6 protein-coding genes are annotated in these 17984 nt (G+C 69.8%); 2 read left to right on the top strand and 4 right to left on the bottom strand.

Translation table 11 applies throughout. The features are described from left to right. The first annotated feature begins 124 nt into the window (after window positions 1-124). Window positions 125-703 (top strand): sigma-70 family RNA polymerase sigma factor, encoded by a 579-nt coding sequence (locus D7316_RS24570; RefSeq protein WP_232017067.1) that lies wholly within the window; start codon window positions 125-127, stop codon window positions 701-703. Beyond that, window positions 696-1529 carry an anti-sigma factor gene (locus D7316_RS24575; RefSeq protein ID WP_124710584.1) on the top strand — a complete coding sequence of 278 codons (834 nt, stop codon included), beginning with the start codon at window positions 696-698 and terminating at the stop codon, window positions 1527-1529. The genes D7316_RS24570 and D7316_RS24575 overlap by 8 nt, the downstream gene beginning before the upstream one ends. Window positions 1530-1632: 103 nt before the next feature. On the opposite strand, the gene D7316_RS24580 is transcribed toward D7316_RS24575, so the two are convergent. From D7316_RS24580 to D7316_RS24595, 4 genes are read right to left on the bottom strand one after another with little or no spacing between them, the layout of a single operon-like run. Next, the gene (locus D7316_RS24580; RefSeq protein ID WP_124711561.1) at window positions 1633-2412 is read right to left on the bottom strand and encodes an ABC transporter permease; all 780 of its coding nucleotides are present in this window, start codon (window positions 2410-2412) and stop codon (window positions 1633-1635) included. Further along, complete coding sequence (locus tag D7316_RS24585) at window positions 2412-3464, bottom strand: ATP-binding cassette domain-containing protein (protein ID WP_408610051.1); 1053 nt, start codon at window positions 3462-3464, stop codon at window positions 2412-2414. The genes D7316_RS24580 and D7316_RS24585 overlap by 1 nt, the downstream gene beginning before the upstream one ends. Further along, the gene (locus D7316_RS24590; RefSeq protein WP_124710586.1) at window positions 3442-3702 is read right to left on the bottom strand and encodes an MbtH family protein; all 261 of its coding nucleotides are present in this window, start codon (window positions 3700-3702) and stop codon (window positions 3442-3444) included. The genes D7316_RS24585 and D7316_RS24590 overlap by 23 nt, the downstream gene beginning before the upstream one ends. Then, the gene (locus D7316_RS24595) at window positions 3699-17597 is read right to left on the bottom strand and encodes a non-ribosomal peptide synthetase (RefSeq protein WP_232017068.1); all 13899 of its coding nucleotides are present in this window, start codon (window positions 17595-17597) and stop codon (window positions 3699-3701) included. The genes D7316_RS24590 and D7316_RS24595 overlap by 4 nt, the downstream gene beginning before the upstream one ends. Window positions 17598-17984 lie beyond the last annotated feature (387 nt).

Genomic DNA, 17984 nt, shown 5'->3' on the forward strand with positions numbered 1-17984 from the left:
AGTGTAACCGGGACCGGATCGGCAGATCGTCGAGCACCCGGTCCGCCGCGTGTGGGGGGCCGGGGTGGGGCCGTTTCCGACGGGGAATGAGCAGTCCATCGATATTTTTCGTTACCGTGTAGACGTGACTTCCACGGGGGCGGCCAATGACACCGAGCTTCTGCGAACCCTGCTCGCGGATTCGGCCCTCGGCGACCGTGGCGCATTCGCGCGTCTGTACGACCTCACGAGCGCTCGAATCTACGGTCTGGCGCTGCGGGTGGTCCGGGACCGCAACTACGCGGAGGAGGTCGTTCAGGAGGCGTATCTGCAGTATTGGCAGAAGGCCGGCGACTATCAGCCCACCCGCGGGACCGTGATCAGCTGGATGATGACCATCGCGCACCGGCGCGCGGTCGACCGCGTGCGGTCGGAAGAGTTGCAGCATCGCAAGATCGGTGAGTACGAGGCGACCAGCCGGCTGCCGGCGGGGCCGGTGCCGTTGGAGCTCGTGGTCGATCGCGAACAGAGCGGGGAACTCCGTACCTGCCTGAACCGGCTGACCGATCTGCAGCGCGACAGCATCGAGATGTCCTACTTCAGCGGGATGACCTACCCGGAGGTGGCCGAGCACACCTCGACCCCCCTGCCCACCATCAAGTCGCGGATCCGAGATGGACTGCGTAAGTTGCGCAGTTGTCTGAGGAGCCGCGACGATGCCTGATACCGACTGGCTCGACGACCACGTCGAACTCTTCGCCGTCAATGTGCTGACCGCGCCGGAACACGAACGGGTACAGCAGGAACTGGATGCGCTGACCCCGGTGCAGCGCAGCATCTACGACGGGCGCATCGACGAGACACGTTCGGCGATGGCTGATCTCGCGAGCTCGTATGCACTCGACGCGCCGATCGAACTGCGCGACCGGGTCCTCGACCACGTGTTCGCCGTACCGCCGGCCGCCCTCCGCGCGGCCGAGCCGGCCGAGGCGCCGGTCGCCGAACCTCCCTCTGCCCCCGCGACACCCGAGGCATCGGGCGCGCCCGGTGTGGTCGTGCCGATCGATCGCGCTCGCTCGCGACGTCGCTGGGCGGCCGGGCTCGCGGCTGCCGCCGCAGCGGTCGTCGTGGCACTCGGCGCCGGCGTCCTCGTCGGTCGGACCACGGCACCGGAGCCCGCTGCGCCCACCGCCTCCGCGTCCCAGCAGCAGGTGCTCGACGTCCTCTCCGCGCCCGACGCCCAATTGTCGGTCGGTCAGCTCGACGACGAGCGGGGCACGATGTCGGTGGTGACGTCGCGGCAACGCAATCAGGCGGTCGCGTTGCTGCGCGACCTGCGCAACCCGATCCCGGACGACCGCGAGTTCCAGCTGTGGCTGGTCGGCAAGGACGAGAATCCGGTCTCGGCCGGCCTCATCCCGCCGGGCGGTGCGGGTGCACCGACGCTGGTCGACGCGCTGGACGACTCGAGTGTGCTGGCCGTGACGATCGAGCCCCAGGGTGGTTCGGATCAGCCGACCACACCGATCCTGACCCAGGTCCGGCTGTAGCAGCGCGCGGCCCCGGGCAAGCCACACAGAGATCTGCCCTCCGCGCGGCCGGTGGCCGCGGGAGGGCAGAGGTGGTGACCGCAGGTCGCTGTCGGGACCGCGCTCAGTTCGTCGAGCGCCGGTAGAGGATCAGCGACAACGGGATACAGATCGCCAGGATGGCCAGGCTGCATCCGATCGAGTAGCCGACGGCATGGTCGGCCACCCAGCCGGTCGGGGGCGGGAAGTCGGGTGGGGAGGCGTTGCCGAACTTCTGTCGGCACGCCGTCGCCACCGCGGTCACCGGATTCCACTCGGCGATCGGCCGGAGGAATCCCGGCAGGCTCTGCGCGGAGATGAAAGCGCTCGACAGGAACGTCACCGGGAACATCCACAGGAACCCGATACTCTGCGCCACTTCGACATTCGGCGCGGCGAGTCCGGTGACCGCACCCACCCACGCCATGGCCAGGGCGAACAGCAGGATGACGCCGAAGGCGATCGCGGCGTCGAGCGCGCTGCCCCGGACCCGCCAGCCGATGGCGAGCCCGCAGGCCACCATCACGCCGAGTCCGATGACACCGAGCAACATGTCGGAACTGACCCGCCCGGCGATAACGCCGAGCCGCGACATCGGTAGCGATCGCAGCCGGTCGATGATGCCCTCGGACATGTCGTTGGCGAGGCCCACGGTGGTGAACGCGGCATTGAACACCACGGTCTGGGTGAAGATCCCGGCCATCAGGAACTCACGGTACGAGCCGCCACCGAACGTCGCGCCGAACACGTAGGCGAACAGGAACACGAACATCAACGGCTGGATCGTCGCGCTCACGAGCAGCGTCGGGATGCGCTTGACGGTCAGCAGATTCCGCTCGACGATGACTGCAGTGTCGGTCAATATCACACGGGCTCCAATCGTTCGGTGAGACGCAGGAACACGTCGTCGAGGGTCGGGGTGGTGACCTCGGCGTCGACGACGTCGATGCCCGCGCGGTCGCAGTACTTCACGGCGTCCACGCCGCTGCGGGTGCCATCGGCGACCTCGACCGACCAGCGGGTCGGGTCGAGTCGCCGGGGCATGCCGAGTCCGATGTCGGCGAGGGTGGTTGCGACGAGATCCGCCTGACCGGCGGTGATCTCGCCGCCGCCCACCTCGATCGTCAGGACCGACTGGGCGGTGGTGGATTTGAGTTCGGCCGCGGTGCCTTGCGCACGCACGGTGCCGTGGTCGATGACCGTGATCCGATCGGCGAGCGCATCCGCCTCCTCGAGGTACTGGGTGGTCAGCAGCACCGTGGTCCCCGACGTCACCTGCGTCTCGATGACCTCCCACATCTGGCGTCGTCCACGCGGATCCAGTCCGGTGGTCGGTTCGTCGAGGATGATCAGATCGGGCCGGTTGATGAGGGCGCCGGCGAGGTCGAGGCGTCGGCGCATGCCACCGGAATAGGTGCGCATCGGGCGGTCGGCCGCGTCCTGCAGTGCCAGTTCGGCGATCAGTTCACGAGCACGTTCGGCGGCCTCGCGCCGTGGCTGCCCGTACAGCTGTCCGACCAACCGCAGATTCTCGAAACCCGTGAGAGTGCCGTCCACCGCGGCATATTGGCCGGAGACCCCGATGCGGTCACGAACCGTGTCGGGATCGGCGAGGGCGTCGAGGCCGCAGACCTCGACCTCGCCCTCGTCGGGGCGCAGCAGGGTCGCGACGGTGCGGACGGTGGTGGTCTTCCCCGCGCCGTTGGGGCCGAGCAGGGCGTGCACGGTGCCGGTGGGCACGGTCAGATCGAGGCCGTCGAGGGCGTGCACCCGGGGCCCTCGACCGAACAGGCCGGAACGGTAGGTCTTTCGGACGCCGCGCAGTGCGAGGGCGGCGCCGGCTGCGACGTCGCCTGCAGTGGCGGTGTCGGTCTCGTCGATGTGTTCGGTCGCCTCAGTCATCCTGTGACGTCCCATGGCCGCCCTCACTTCCCGTTGTTGCCGCGGCCGCCTCCATCGCACGGATCAGGCTGGCCGGGCGCATGTCTCGCCAGTTCTCCTCGACGTAGGCCAGGCAGTCGTCGTGACCGCCGGGTCCATGGACCCTGGTCCAGCCGTCGGGGACGGGGGCGAACTCGGGCCACAGCGAATGCTGGCCTTCGGCGTTGACAAGAACGAAGAACACACCTTCGGTGTTGTCGAACGGGTTGGTCATGCTTCCTCCTCGGTGACAGTGGTGCCCTGGTAGATGGAGTGCTGATGGACAGGTGGCGCGTCGATGACGTGTGCATAGCCGGTGACGTTCTCCGGCAGCAACATCCGCGCGTGTGTGGAGTCGATGACCACCTCGTGGATTCGGCCCGAGACATGCGCGCGCCAGTCGTCGACGGCGGGCCGCCCGGCCGGCGGATCGGCTGCCGCCGTCACGAACGTCATGTCGCCGTCGAACGTGCCGGGGCGCCAGTGCGCGGCCAGCGGTGTCGCCTGCCGGAACGTCTCGTGAACGGCGGCGAACTCGTCGGCGCCGAGACCGCCCAGCGGGCCACCGGCGGAACGCACCGCCTGCCAGGCCTGCTCCACGGTGGGTTCGCCCTCTCCGGTCGACAATCCGAACTCGGCCAGCAACTCGGCCACCGACTGCTCGGTCGCCAGACCCGGACGATCCGCGAGCACGAACGAATCGAGCAGTACGAGTTGCGCGACCTCCGCCCCCGCCGCCGCCAGCTGAATGGCCATCTCGTGGGCGATGAGACCGCCGAGCGACCACCCGACGAGGTGATACGGACCGTGCGGGGCGACCTCGCGGATGCGGGCCACGTAGTCGGCTGCCAGGGTGGTGATGGACTGTGCCGCAGGCTCTCCGGAGAGCATCGGGTTCTGCAGTCCGTACACCCCGCGATCGGGTGACACATGCGGCAGCAGTGACGAGAAGCTCCACGACAAACCGATCGCCGGGTGCACCACGAACAGCGGTGGCCGCGACGGTTCCGAACCGGCGGCGGTGCGGCGCAACGGCAGCAGGGGCGCGAGTCCGGTCGCGGACATCGATGCACTCCCACCGGCGCTGTGGCGTCCGGCATGCGAGGCGGCGGCAGCCAGTTCGGCCGGCGTCGGCGCCGCGAACAGGCTCTGCACCGGGACCTCGCAGCCCAGGACGTCGCCGAGCCGGGAGGCGACCGTGGTCGCCATCAGCGAGTTGCCGCCGAGATCGAAGAATCCGTCGTCGGCACCCACCGCGTCCTCGTCGATACCGAGAACGTCCGCGAACACGGCGGCGACCTGCTGTTCGACGCCCGGCCGGGGCGCCCGCGAGGCCGACGGGGTGGACGCCACCGGCAGTGCGTCCCGGTCGAGCTTGCCGGTGGGCGTCAGCGGAACGTCGGTGAGCCGGGTCAGTGACGTCGGGAGCATGTGCCGCGGCAGACGCGCGCCCAGGTGCTCACGCACCGCGGACTCATCGATCGGATCACCGTGATAGGTGGTGACGTAGCTGCGCAGGGTGGGGGCGCCGCCCGACTCGTCGACGACGGTGACCGCGTAGTCGATCGACGGGTGTGACGCCAGGGCGTCGTCGATCTCGCCGAGCTCGATCCGGAAACCGCGCACCTGGACCTGGTCGTCGGCGCGGCCCACGTATTCGATCCGGCCGTCGCCGGTCCACCGGACCAGGTCGCCGGTCCGGTACATGCGGCGGCCGGCGAAGCCGTCGCCGGTGACCATCGGCGCGGGTACGAACCGTGTGGCGGTCAGTTGGGGGCGGCGGTGATAACCGCGGGTCACCTGATCGCCGATGAGGTAGAGCTCACCCACCACGCCTGCGGGTACCGGGTGCAGGCGACGGTCCAGCACCAGTGCGGCGACACCGTTGTTCGGGGTGCCGATGGTCAGGCGACCGTCGCCGGTCAAGGGCTCACTGTGGGTGGTGATGACCGTCGTCTCGGTGGGACCATAGACGTTGATCATGGTGCGGCCGGGCGCCCACCGCCGGACCAGCTCACTGCCGAACGCCTCACCGCCGACGGCGATGGTGCGCAGCCGCGGGACCGCGGCCGGGTCCATGCTGGCCACCGCGGCAGGGGTGATGAACGCGTGACTGACCCGATGCCGTTCGATGAACCGCTCGAGGTCCACGCCGCCGTAGACGCCGGGCGGGACGATCGCCAGGGTGCCGGCCCCCGCCGCGGCGAGCAGGAACTCCAGCACCGAGGCGTCGAAGCTCGGCGACGCGAAATGCAGGACACGCGAGTCGGGTTCGGGGCGCATGCGGGTGCCGAGTTCGTGGTAGACGGCGGCGAGGCCGCTGTGCGGGACCAGCACACCCTTGGGTCGCCCGGTGGAGCCCGATGTGTAGATGATGTAGGCGAGCTGGTCGACCCGGATGGGTGCGGCGCGCTCGCTGTCGCGGATCGGTGCCGGCGACGAGTGGCCCAGTCGTGTCCGGGTGGACAGATCGTCGAGGACCAGCGTGGGCAGGTCATCCCCGAGTGCGGTCAGGTTCGACGAGGTGGTGACCACCATGGTGGTCCCGCTGTCGTCGATCATGTGTCGAATCCGCTCGGGCGGATACGTCGGGTCCACCGGCACGTAGGCGGCGCCGGTCTTGATGATCGCCCAGATCGTGACGAGTGCCGGGATGGAGCGGGGGATCGCCATCGCGACAACGCTTTCCGGCTTGTCGCCGACACCGCGGCCGAGCAGCACCCGCGCGAGCCGGTTGGATCTCGCGTCGAGGTCGGCGTAGGTGATCGCATCACCGTCGGTGACCGCGGCCCACCCCTCCGGATTGTGGCGGACCGCGTCGGCGAGCAGGTCGCCGAACGTGGCGGGTGCGGTCGCGGGTGGCACCGCGACCGGACTGACCTCCGCCACCTCGAGCGGATCGGTGATGCGCACATCGCCCACCGCGCGGAACGGGTCGGCGATCACGGCGCGGATCACCCGCAGGAATCGCGTCACCGCCTGCTCGGCCTGCTCGGCGGAGTAGCGATCGGTGGCATAGGTGAGTTCGACGGCGGCCTCGGGCGCACCCGACGACATCCCGGTCACGGTGAACTGCATGTCGAACTTCGCGGTCCGCGTGCCGATCTCGTCCAGACGCAGCCGGAGATCCGACGTGACGGGCAGCCATTCGTCGGTACCGGCCGACGACTCGGCGTAGTCATGCACCGACAACGCTGTCTGGAACAGCGGGTGGCGGCCGAGTTCGCGGGTCGGGTTGAGATCGGCGACCACATCGTCGAACGGCGCGTCGAGGTGGTCGAGCGCGTCGAGATCGTCGGCCCGGGTGGTGTCGAGCAGAGCCGCGGCCGTGTCCGCCGGGTTCATCCGTGTCCGCAGGGCGAGGGTGTTCACGAACATCCCCACCACTCGGTCGTAGCCGACCGACGTGCCGCGCCGCGGAGCCCGGTTGGCGACCGGGGTACCGATCACGAGATCGTCGCCGACGCCCATGCGGTGCAACAGGATCGCCAGAGCGGTGTGCAGCACCGAGAACGGCGTCGCCGACCGGGCGCGGGCGAAGTCGGCGAGCCCGCTGCGCAGGTCGTCGTCGAGCGTGCGGACGACGGTGGCACCCGTGTGGTCGTCCGCATGGTCGCGGCCGGTGTCGTCGCCGCCGGGGATGGCGGTCTCCGCCGGTGCATCCGCGAGGACCTCAGCCCAGAACGCGCGGTCCTGTGCGGTGGTGTCCGCGGACGCATCGTCCGTACCGACCTCGACCGCGTAATCGCGATAGTCGACCGCAGCCGGCGTCCACGCGACGTCGCGACCCTCGGCCCGCTCGGTGTAGGCGGCGACGACGTCGGAGATCAGGATCGGCAGGGACGCACCGTCTGCGGCGATGTGGTGGATCACCAGCAGCAAGGTGTGGTCCTCGGACCCGTGCCGCAGGAGCGTCGCGCGCAGCGGAGCCTGCGAGGTCACATCGATCGGGCGCATGTACTCGCCGATCTCGCCGGAGTCGCCTCCGGTGTGCGGTATCGCCGTGAGGTCGCCGATCACCGACTCGGCGTCGTCGAGGACGACCCCCACCGGTGCACCCTCGCACACCGGATACACGGTGCGCAGCGCGGCATGTCGGCTGACGACGTCGACGAGCGCGCCCCGCAGGGTCGCCTGGTCCAGTCGTCCGGTGAGGCGGATCGCGAACGGCATCAGGTAGTCGGTCGCATCGGGTGCGGTGCGGGCCAGCGACCAGAGTCGTCGCTGAACGGGGGCGAGGGGAATCCGCGTCGGCCGCGGGCGATCCGGATCGGGAATCCGTGCCTGCGAGTCGGCACCGGCGATTCCACCGGCGGGGAGCAGGCCGGCGAGCGCCTCGTCGTCGGGGATCGCGTCGGTGGGCACCATCGCGGCCAGGCCGGCGATCGTGGGTGTGTCGAAGATGTCGCGCACCCGCCAATCGACGCTGCCGAACGCGTGATTCAGACGACTGGTCAGCGTCGTCGCCTGCAGCGACGTACCGCCCAGCCCGAAGAAGTCGTCGTCGGGCGACACCGCGGCGGCATCCACACCGAGCACCTCGGCCATCACCGCGACGATCGCCGTCTCGGCGCGGCTCGACGGCGCGCGCCCCACCCGATCCGGGGCGATCTCCGGCTCCGGCAGTGCCGCGCGATCGAGCTTCCCGTTGGTGGTCAACGGGATACGGTCGAGAATCGTGACCGATGACGGGATCATCTGGCGTGGCAGCCGGCCGCGAACCGCGGCTCGCAGATCGGCGCCGGTCGGTGTCGCCGCGGGGTCGGTGCCGTCGTGCAGCGTCACGTACGCAGCGAGTGTGGCGTCGGCTCCGGTGCCGCGCACGAGGGTGGTCGCGAAGTCGACGGCGCTGTGCTCGGCCAGAGCCGCGGACACCTCGTCGAGCTCGATCCGGAAGCCGCGGACCTTCACCTGATTGTCACTCCGGCCGTGGTAGACCAGTGCACCGGAGATGTTGCGGTGCACGATGTCTCCGGTTCGGTACATCACCGTGCCGGTCCCGTCGGGAGCCGCGACGAAGCGTCCGGCCGTCAGGTCGGGTCGCCCGAGGTAGCCGCGCGCGACACCGGGACCGACGAGGTACAGCTCGCCGGGGACCATCGCGGGAGTCGGCTGCAGCCGATGATCGAGCACCAATGCGGTGCACCCGGGAATCGGTGCGCCGATGGTGATCTCGTCACCCGGGCGCAGCGGAGGAGACATGGTCGAGACGATGGTGGTCTCGGTCGGCCCGTAGCCGTTCAGGTAGCGGCGATCGGCGCCCCAGCGCTCGATCAGCGCAGGCGTCGAGGCCTCGCCACCGACCCCGAGGCAGCGCAGGTGCGGCAACTCGGCGGTGGTCGCCGCGGACAGGGCCGCAGGGGTGATGAACGCGTGAGTGACCTGTTCGGTCGCGAGGAACTCCACGAGTTCGTCGCCGCCGTAGACCGTGGGCGGCGCGATCATCATCGTCGCACCGGCCGATGTCGCCAGCAGGAACTCCAGCATCGACGCGTCGAACCCCGGGGATGCGAAGTGCAGGGTGCGATCACCTTCGGCGACCTGGTAGTGCTGCTGTTGGGCGGCGGCGAAGGCGGCCAGGCCGCGGTGGGTGACCACGACGCCCTTCGGTGTGCCGGTGGAGCCGCTGGTGTAGATGATGTACGCGGCGGAGTCGGGATTGCGCCGCACATCGCAGGGCGAGGCCGGACGCTGCAGACGTGTCCGTTCCGGATGGCTGTCGAGGTCGTCGGTGGTCAACCACCAGAGCTGATGTGGCAGTTCGGCGAAGCGGGTCGGATCGGTGATACCGAGCACGGCGTGCGAATCGTCGAGCATGTGCCGGACCCGGTCGGCGGGATAGCGGGGGTCGATGGGCAGGAGGGTGGCGCCGGCGCGGGCGACCGCCCAGATGGCGGTCACCGACGCGGCGGACCGGTCGAGTGCGACCGCGACGACGTCCTCGGCGCCCACGCCCAGCGTGATCAGCAGATCGGCCCAGCGGGCCGACCGACGATCGAGATCGGCGTAGCCGAGTTCGACCGGACCGTCGTGTAGGGCAACGGCGCCGGGGTGCTCGGTGACGGTGCGGTCCAGGATCTCGGCCAGATGTGCCGGCTCGGTGAGCGGCGCTTCCGGTTGTGGCCGGTCCACCGTGAGCTCGAGGTCGTCGATCGGCCGGTGCGGGTCGTCGACGATGCGCCGGCTCAGTTCGACCAGGCCGGCCGCGATCGCCTCGACTCGGTCGCGGCTGAACACGTCGGTGGCGTAGGTGAAGCGGGCGGTGTCGCCGCGCAGTCGCAGTTCGAGGTCGAAGCGGGCTGCGCCGGTGTCGATCTCCTCGCCGGCCACGTCGAGACCGTCGAGGCCGATGTCGACGCCCAGCGCGGATTCGGCGCCGGTGGACCCGGTTCCGGTGGTCACCGCGTCGAACGCGAGCGCGATCTGGAAGATTGGATGCCGTCCGGTCCGGGGCGGATTCACCGTCGCCACCACATGTTCGAACGGCATGTCGGCCTGTGACAGGGCCTCGAGGTCGCGTCGGCGGATCTCCTCGAGGAGATCGGCGAACGCGGCAGATCCGTCCACCGGCGTGCGCAGCACGACGGAGTTGACGAACATGCCGACCAGCTCCGACAGCCGCGGATCGTTGCGGCCGGCGACGGGTGTGCCGATGACGACGTCCGAGGGGGTGCCGTCGACGTGGGTCCCGGGGTCGGCGTGCAAGCGGTGCAACAACGCGGCGAACACGGCGTGGATGGTCATGAACTCGGTGGTCCGGCCGTCGGCGATGTCCGCGAGCGCGGCCCGCAATGCGCCGTCGAAGCCGACCTCCACCACGCCGGCCGCCGGTTCGGTGTCATCGGCCGGGATCTCCGGGAGGAGGATGGGGGTGGAGTCGAGGCCGTCGAGCTCTCGACCCCACCACCCGGCCAGTTCGTCGAACCGACCCTCCAGATTCTCGGCCTGCCACCGGAGATAGTCGCGGTAGCCGACCGGGAGCGGGGTCTGCGCGGGTGATCGACCCTGACGCAGATCCGCATAGGCGCCGGCGATGTCTCGCGCGAGCGGCGCCATCGACCATCCGTCGGCAGCGATGTGGTGCACGACGATGGTCAGCTTGTGATGCCCCGACTCCTGCTGGGCCGGATCGGCCTGCCCGGTGATGCGATGCAGGGCCACACGGATCGGGGCATGGTCCGTGAGGTCGAACGGAGTGCGACCGAGAGCTTCTGCCGCAGCGGCCCATTCGTCTTCGGCGACGTCGGTCGCCATGAGTGTCGGGCACACGTCGTCGGCGCCGCGGATCTCCATCCCGGGGCGTCCGTCGCGATCGGGATACACGGTCCGCAAGGGCTCGTGCCGCTCGATCGTGTGGCGGAGTGCGCCGTCGAGCGCGTCGATGTCCAGGTCACCACGCAGATCGAGGGCGAACGCGATGTTGTACTCGCCGGAGGCCTCGTCGGCGGTCTGGTTGAGGAACCAGAGTTGCTGCTGGGCGGGGCCGGGCGCCACCACGGTGTCGACGTCGTGGTGCAGCGATGCCAGGGGACGGGCGTCGTCGAGATCGGTTCCGGCTGTGTCGGACCCGAGCAGACGGGTCAACTCGGCGACGGTCGGGTGATCGAAGATGTCGCGGACGGCGATGCGGACGCCCGTCACGTCTTCGAGGCGGCCGACGATCTGGGTCGCCGACAGCGAGTTCCCGCCGAGATCGAAGAAGTCGTGATCGCGGCCGACCTCGCCGACGTCGAGGCCGAGTTGATCGGCGATGACCGCGGCAACAGCCCGTTCGGTGTCGGAACGGGGGGCGACATAGTCGGTGCCGACGGAGGAGCCGTCGACGGTCGCGGGGTGGGGGAGTGCGCGCAGGTCGACCTTGCCGATCGGTGTCGTCGGGATCTCGTCGAGTTCGATGATGGTGCTCGGGATCATGTGTCGCGGAAGACGTCCGGCGAGACGGTCACGGATCGCGCGGGCATCGTCGGCGCGCTGCGATGCGGTACGCGCGTTCGCGCGCGTCGCATCGTCGATGGTCACGTAGGACACCAGGCGAGCCTGGGCGCCCTCGCCGACGGTGGTGGTGACCGCAGCGGTGACGGCGTCGTCGGCGACCAGCGCGGCATCGACCTCGCCCAGCTCGATACGGTGTCCACGGATCTTGGTCTGGTGATCCGCGCGGCCGCGGAACTCGAGTTCGCGATCGGCGTTCCAGCGCACCAGGTCTCCGGTCCGGTACATCCGGTCACCCGGATCACCGAACGGATTGGCGACGAAGCTCTTCGACGTCAGTTGGCGGACCTCGTGGTAGCCGCGGGCCAGGTGTCCGCCGGCGATGTAGAGCTCGCCGACGGCGCCGGGCGCGACCGGCTGCAACCGCTCGTCGAGGACCATCGCGGCGATACCGCGGATCGGCCGTCCGATGGTGAGCACGGTGTCGTGGGGAGTGATGTCGTCGGAGATGGTGGCGACCACGGTCGTCTCGGTGGGGCCGTAGGCGTTGAACAGCGCGCAGGTCGCCGACCAGCGTCGCACCACCTCGGGATTCGGGTGCTCGCCGCCGATCACCAGTGCTTCGAGATCGGGCAGTTCGTCCGGCGACATGGTGGTCAGCAGTGACGGGGTGAGGAAGGCGTGCGAGATCCGGGCGGCGCGCATCAGTTCCGCGAGTTCGTCACCGCCGACCATCCCGGGCGGCGCCGCGTGCATCGTGGCGCCGGCCGACACTGCCATCAACACCTCGAGCACGGATGCGTCGAAGCTCGGTGACGCGAGGTGCAGGGTGCGGCTGCCCGGGGTGAGACCGAACTGGATGACCTGTTGCGCAGCGAAGTCCGCCAGTCCGCGGTGGCTGACCACCACTCCCTTCGGTGTGCCGGTGGTGCCGGACGTGTAGATGAGGTACGCGGGATGGTCGACCGCGAGCGGCGCCGTGAGCTCTGCCGTGCCGATGGGCTCGTCCGGGAGTTGCGCGCGCTCCGTCTGCGTGGCCGCGTCGTCGAGCACCACCGTCGGCAGACCCGCGGGGATCGCCGCGTCGGGGTTCGAGGCCGAATCGGTCACCAGCAGTCGCGCGCCGGAGTTGTCGAGCATGAACGCGATTCGCTCGGTCGGGTAGTTGGGGTCGATCGGGACCCAGGCCGCGCCGGTCCGGGCGATCGCCCACAGGGTGACCATCCACTCCGCACTGCGCGGCAGGGACACTGCCACATAGCTTTCCGGTCCGGCGCCGTGCGCGATGAGTAGGCGCGCGAGCCGGTTGGCGGCCGCGTCGAGTTCGCGGTAGGTGAGCGTGGAGGTGGCGTCGCACACCGCGGGCCGGTCCGCCTCGGCGTCCACGGCGCGGGCCAGGATGCGGGTCAGGTGCTCCACGGGCCGACGTCCGGCGCCGACCGCGGGCACGAGGTGGAGTTGTTCATGCGGATCGAGCAGCGGGATGTCACCGATCGAGATGTCCGGCCGCGCGGTGACCGAGTCGATCAGACGATTCAGGCGACTCGACAGCCCGGCGATGGTGGCCCGATCGAACAGGGCTGTCGCATAGTCGATGTCGACGCCCATGCCGGCGGGCGCACCGTCGGAGTCGGTGTGCTCGGTGAAGGTGAACTGCAGGTCGAACTTGGTCTGCCCGATCTCCACCCGGGATGCGGTGGCCGACAGCCGGTGGGCATCAGGTCCGCTCGCTTCGCTCCCGGCGCCGTGTCGATTCGGCCCGCTCGCTTCGCTCCCGGCGCCGTGTCGATTCGGCCCGCTCGCTTCGCTCCCGGCGCCGTGTCGATTCGGCCCGCTCGCTTCGCTCCCGGCGCCGGCAAAATCCAATTGGATCGCCGAGTTGTCCTCGAGGGCAACCGAGACCTGGAAGAACGGATGGATGTTGCCCGACCGGTCCGGGCTCAGCTCGGTGACGATGCGGTCGAACGGCAGGTCGGCGTGGGAGAACGCGGCGAGGTCACGCTCCCGGACATCGGCGAGGAAGCTGCTGAACGGCGCAGCCTTGTCGACGCTGGTGCGCAGCGCCAGCGTGTTGACGAACATGCCGATCAGGCCGTCGATCTCGGCATCGCCGCGACCGGACACCGGTGTGCCGATGGTGATGTCGGTGCCGGTCGACATGGTGCGCAGCAGGGCTGCGACGGCCGCGTGCAGCACCATGAACGTGGTGGCGTCGTGGTCGGCGGCGAGGGTACGCAGGCCCCGGTGGCGTGACGCCGAGATCCCCGCGTGCAGGCTCGCACCGGTCGTGTCCGGGGTGCGGGGCCGGGCCCGGTCGAAGGGCAGTTCGGTCTCGCGTGGCGCGTCGGCAAGCTGCTCGGTCCAGAACTCGAGGTCGGCGACCGCGGGTGAGTCGTCGGCGGTGTCCGCGAGCCAGGCATGGCGTGCCGCACTCACCTGCGAATAGGAGACGGGCAGGGCCTGCCAGTCCGGTTCGGTGCCGTCCCGGCGAGCCCGGTAGGCGGCCGCGAGGTCGGCGGCGAGCGGTCCCAGTGACCATCCGTCCGCGGCGATGTGATGCACGACGACCGTCAGCCGGTGGTCATCGTCGCCGCTGCGCACCAGGCGCGTGCGGATCGGCAACTCGTTCTCCAGATCGAAAGCAGCCGAGGCATATTCGCGGACGTCGGCGATGGCCGGGTCCGCGCTCGGATCGAGGACCGGCAGGTCGACCCGCGCGTCCTGCGCGTCGACGACCACCGCGTACGCGGTGCCGTCCCGTTCGGTCACCGTGGTCCGCAGGGGCTCATGACGCGCCACCACGTCGCCGAGGGCGCGGCGTAGCGCCTCGACGTCGAGGGTGCCCACCAGGCGCACGGTGAACGGAATGTTGTAGGTGCCTGCGGAATCCGGGTCCAGACGGGTGGCCAGCCACAACCGGTGCTGTGCCGGGGAGAGCGGGACCGGGCCGTCGACCGGGGCGAATCGGGCGGGCGCGTGATCCTGCGCCGAGGCGAGCGCGACCTCATCGACCCCCTGAGCGGCGAGTGCGCGTGCGAATGCGGCGATGTCGGCGGAGTCGAACACGGTTCGCAGGTCGACCCGGTGCCCGGTGGCCCGGGTCAGGCGGGCGGCCACCCGGGTGGCCGACAGCGAGTTGCCGCCGATCGTGAAGAAGTTGTCGGTCATCGAGATCGCATCGGTACCGAGCACCGCGCTGACCGTGTCCGCGATCAGGGTCTCCAGCGGACCGCGCGGCGGCACATGGGTATCCGACGTCGGCAGGTGCGGTGCGGGCAGCGCGCGGCGGTCCAGCTTCCCGTTGGCGGTCGTCGGCAGGTCGTCGAGCACCACGATGACCATCGGCACCATGTGTTCGGGTAGGTGACCGGCGAGGTCGGTGCGCAGGTCGTCGCCGGACAGGTCGCTGTCGCCGGCGACATAGCCGACCACCGCCACGTCGTCGGTGACGAGGTCGTCACGGACCACCACTCCCGCGGCGCGGACACCGTGCAGGCGACTCAGGGCGATCTCGATCTCCCCGAGCTCGACCCGCTGTCCGCGGATCTTGATCTGGGAGTCGCTGCGGCCCAGATACTCCAGCTCACCGTCGGCGCGCCGACGGACGAGGTCGCCGGTGCGGTAGAGGCGATCACCGCCGCCGAAGGGGTCGGCGACAAACCGGCCGGCGGTCAGGTCGGGACGATTGCGATACCCGCGGGCCAGCTGGACGCCACCGAGGTAGAGCTCACCGGTCGCGCCGATCGGTTGCGGTGTCAGTCGATGGTCGAGCACATGAACCGTGGTGTTCCACACCGGCCGACCGATGGGTACGGAGCGCTCGTCCGGTGCGCAGTCGTCGTGGAATGTGACGTCGACGGCGGCTTCGGTGGGGCCGTACAGGTTGTGTACCGGCGCATCGGTGATCTGGCGGATGGCCGTCACCGTGTCGGGGGTGAGTGCCTCACCGCTGGTGATGATGCGACGCAGCGACCGCAGGTCGCCCCGCGACTGTTCGTCCGCGCCGAGGGCGGCGGCGAACGTCGACAGCATCGACGGGACGAAGTGGGTGGTGGTGACGGCATGTTCGGCGATGATGTCGCGCAGATACCACGGGTCGCGGTGTCCGTCGGGGCTCGGGATCACCAGGGCCGCACCGGCGATCAGCGGCCAGTAGAACTCCCACACCGAGACGTCGAAGGTGGCCGGCGTCTTCTGCAGGACGCGGTCGTCGCCGTCGAGGCGGTAGCGCTCCTGCATCCACCGCAACCGGTTGACGATGGCGCGATGGCTGATCATGACGCCCTTGGGCTTTCCGGTCGAGCCGGAGGTGAACAGCACGTACGCGGGGTGATCGGGACGCAGCGGCGTCGCGGGGTGCGTGCTGCGCGCGTGTCGGGAACCGTTGCGCACCTCGTCGAGGGCGACCGTCTCTCCCGGGTGATCGGCGAGCGGTGTGCCGTCGGTGGTGATCACGATGGCCGGACGCGCGGTGTCGAGGATGTGCTGCAGTCGCCCCGCCGGCTCGTGCGGATCGATCGGCAGGAACGCGCCGCCGGCGCGGGTCACCGCATGAAGTGCGACCACCTGATCGATGCTGCGGTGCAGGGCCACGCCGACCACGGACTCCGGGCCGACTCCTCGGGCACGCAGACCCGCCGCGAGCATCTCTGCGCGATGGGTGAATTCGGCATGATCGATCGTCTCGCCGTCGGCGTCGACGATCGCGACCCGGTTGCGGTACCGGCGCCCGGAATCGGTGAGCACATCGACGAGGGTGGCCTCGCCGACGCCAACGGTGTCGCCCGCCGCGTGGTGTGCAACGGCTGCGTACTCGTCGTCGCCCATCAGCGGGATGGCGGTGACCGCATCGGTGGCGTCGGTGCGCACGAATCGTTCGAGGAAGTCCACGATGCGATCGTGGTGCGCTGCGATCTCCTGGGGGGAGTACACATTCGGGTTGGCCTCGAGATCGAGCCGCATGCCACCGGTGAAACCGTCGTAGACGTTGACCGACGCGTCTTCCACCGGACCGGTCGACAGGACGTTGAGCTCGCCGCGCAGCGAGCCGAAGTCGATGTGTTCGAAGAACAACATCACGTTGACCATCGGGCCGAAGAATCCCCGGCGCCCGCCGGGGGCGCCCAGCACATCGCCGGTGATGTCCTCGTGCCGGAACTTCTGGTGGCGCACAGCCTGTTTGATGTCGGCGTTCACGTCGCGGAGCAGCGTCGCGACGGTCGCGGCGCGGGCTCCCTTGTCCTCGCCCGCGGTGATCCGGGCCCGGACGGGCACGACGTTGGAGGTGAGTCCGGCCGAGGTGCGCAGGATCGCCCGGTCGCGGGCGGCCATCGGGAGGCTCAGCATCGCTTCGTCGCGGTCGTTGAGGCGGGCCAGGTACAGCGCGACGGCTGCTGTGATCACCGACGCCGGACGCACATGGTGGTCGTCGGCGACCGAGCGGATCCGCCCGACGAGATCGGCGGGCAGGGTGGTGGCGCGCACGGTGGCGGTCGGCGCCGCGACGGCGGTGCGCGACGAGAGCGAGGTGGTCTCCGGCAGTTGTCCGGCATCGTCGAGAAGATAGGCAGCCCAATGTCGCCGGTCGTCCTCGAACGCCTCGGACGTCCGGTACTCGTCGTCGAATGCGGCGATCTGCGTCATCGAGGCGATGTCGGCGGGCGGGGCGTCGGTGCCGTCGGCGATGGCGGTGTAGTGCTGGGCGACGCGCAGCATCATGTACATCGCCGCGTATCCGTCGAACGCCAGGTGATGGCCCCAGCAGTACCAGATGTGGTGGTGATCGCCGAGGCGCAGTAGGTAGGTCTGCAGTAGTTGGCCGGTGAAGAGGTCGGTGGGCTGCGAGCGGTGCTCGTCGATCCACGCCAGGGCCGCCGCGCGCGGGTCGTCGGCGTCACCGAAATCGCGACGTCCGAGCGTCACCGTGCGGGTGTGATCGACCACCGTCATCGGCTCGCCGTCGTGGGTGGGCGTGAGCCGCAGGAGACCGGACTCGGTCTCGGCGCAGGTGGCCGCGACGGCACGCTCCATGATGTCGGCGTCGACCGCGTCGCGGAACTCCGCATACGCGGCGACCGACATGGGGACGTCGGGATCGAGCTGCTGGGCGTAGAAGATCCCCCGTTGCGCGGCGGTCATCGGGATCGCGCCGTCGGGGTCGGTGGTGATGTCGGTCCGGATGGCGTTCTCGGTGGTCACGCAATGCCCCTCTCGTCGGCGGTTGGCTCGGCCGGGTGGCCGGTGCGTAGGCCGTCTATGGGTGCTTCGCGCGAGACGATCGGGCAGATTGGTCTGAATCCGGGACGTCGGGATTCGCCGGTCGGCACGGCTCCGGGCGAGTGCGGAATGGCGCCGCGCGAGCCTGCCGGCGGACCCTATGGCCCCGAATCGGATCGCGAGGGGGCCCGGATTTGGTTGCGACCTGCGGTTTCCCCTACACTTGTGGGGTTGCCTGCGGCACAGCTGTGTCGCGAATCGGCCCGTGAACCCACTGGGATGGCCGCACTGACGTCACCGTCAGCTGCAAAACCCCAGGCAGGCGCGCGTCCGATGGTGACAGACCGTGTGCGTCGGGTCGGCAATCCG

Origin of the sequence: Gordonia insulae (genome assembly GCF_003855095.1) — a bacterium.
Lineage (GTDB): Bacteria > Actinomycetota > Actinomycetes > Mycobacteriales > Mycobacteriaceae > Gordonia > Gordonia insulae.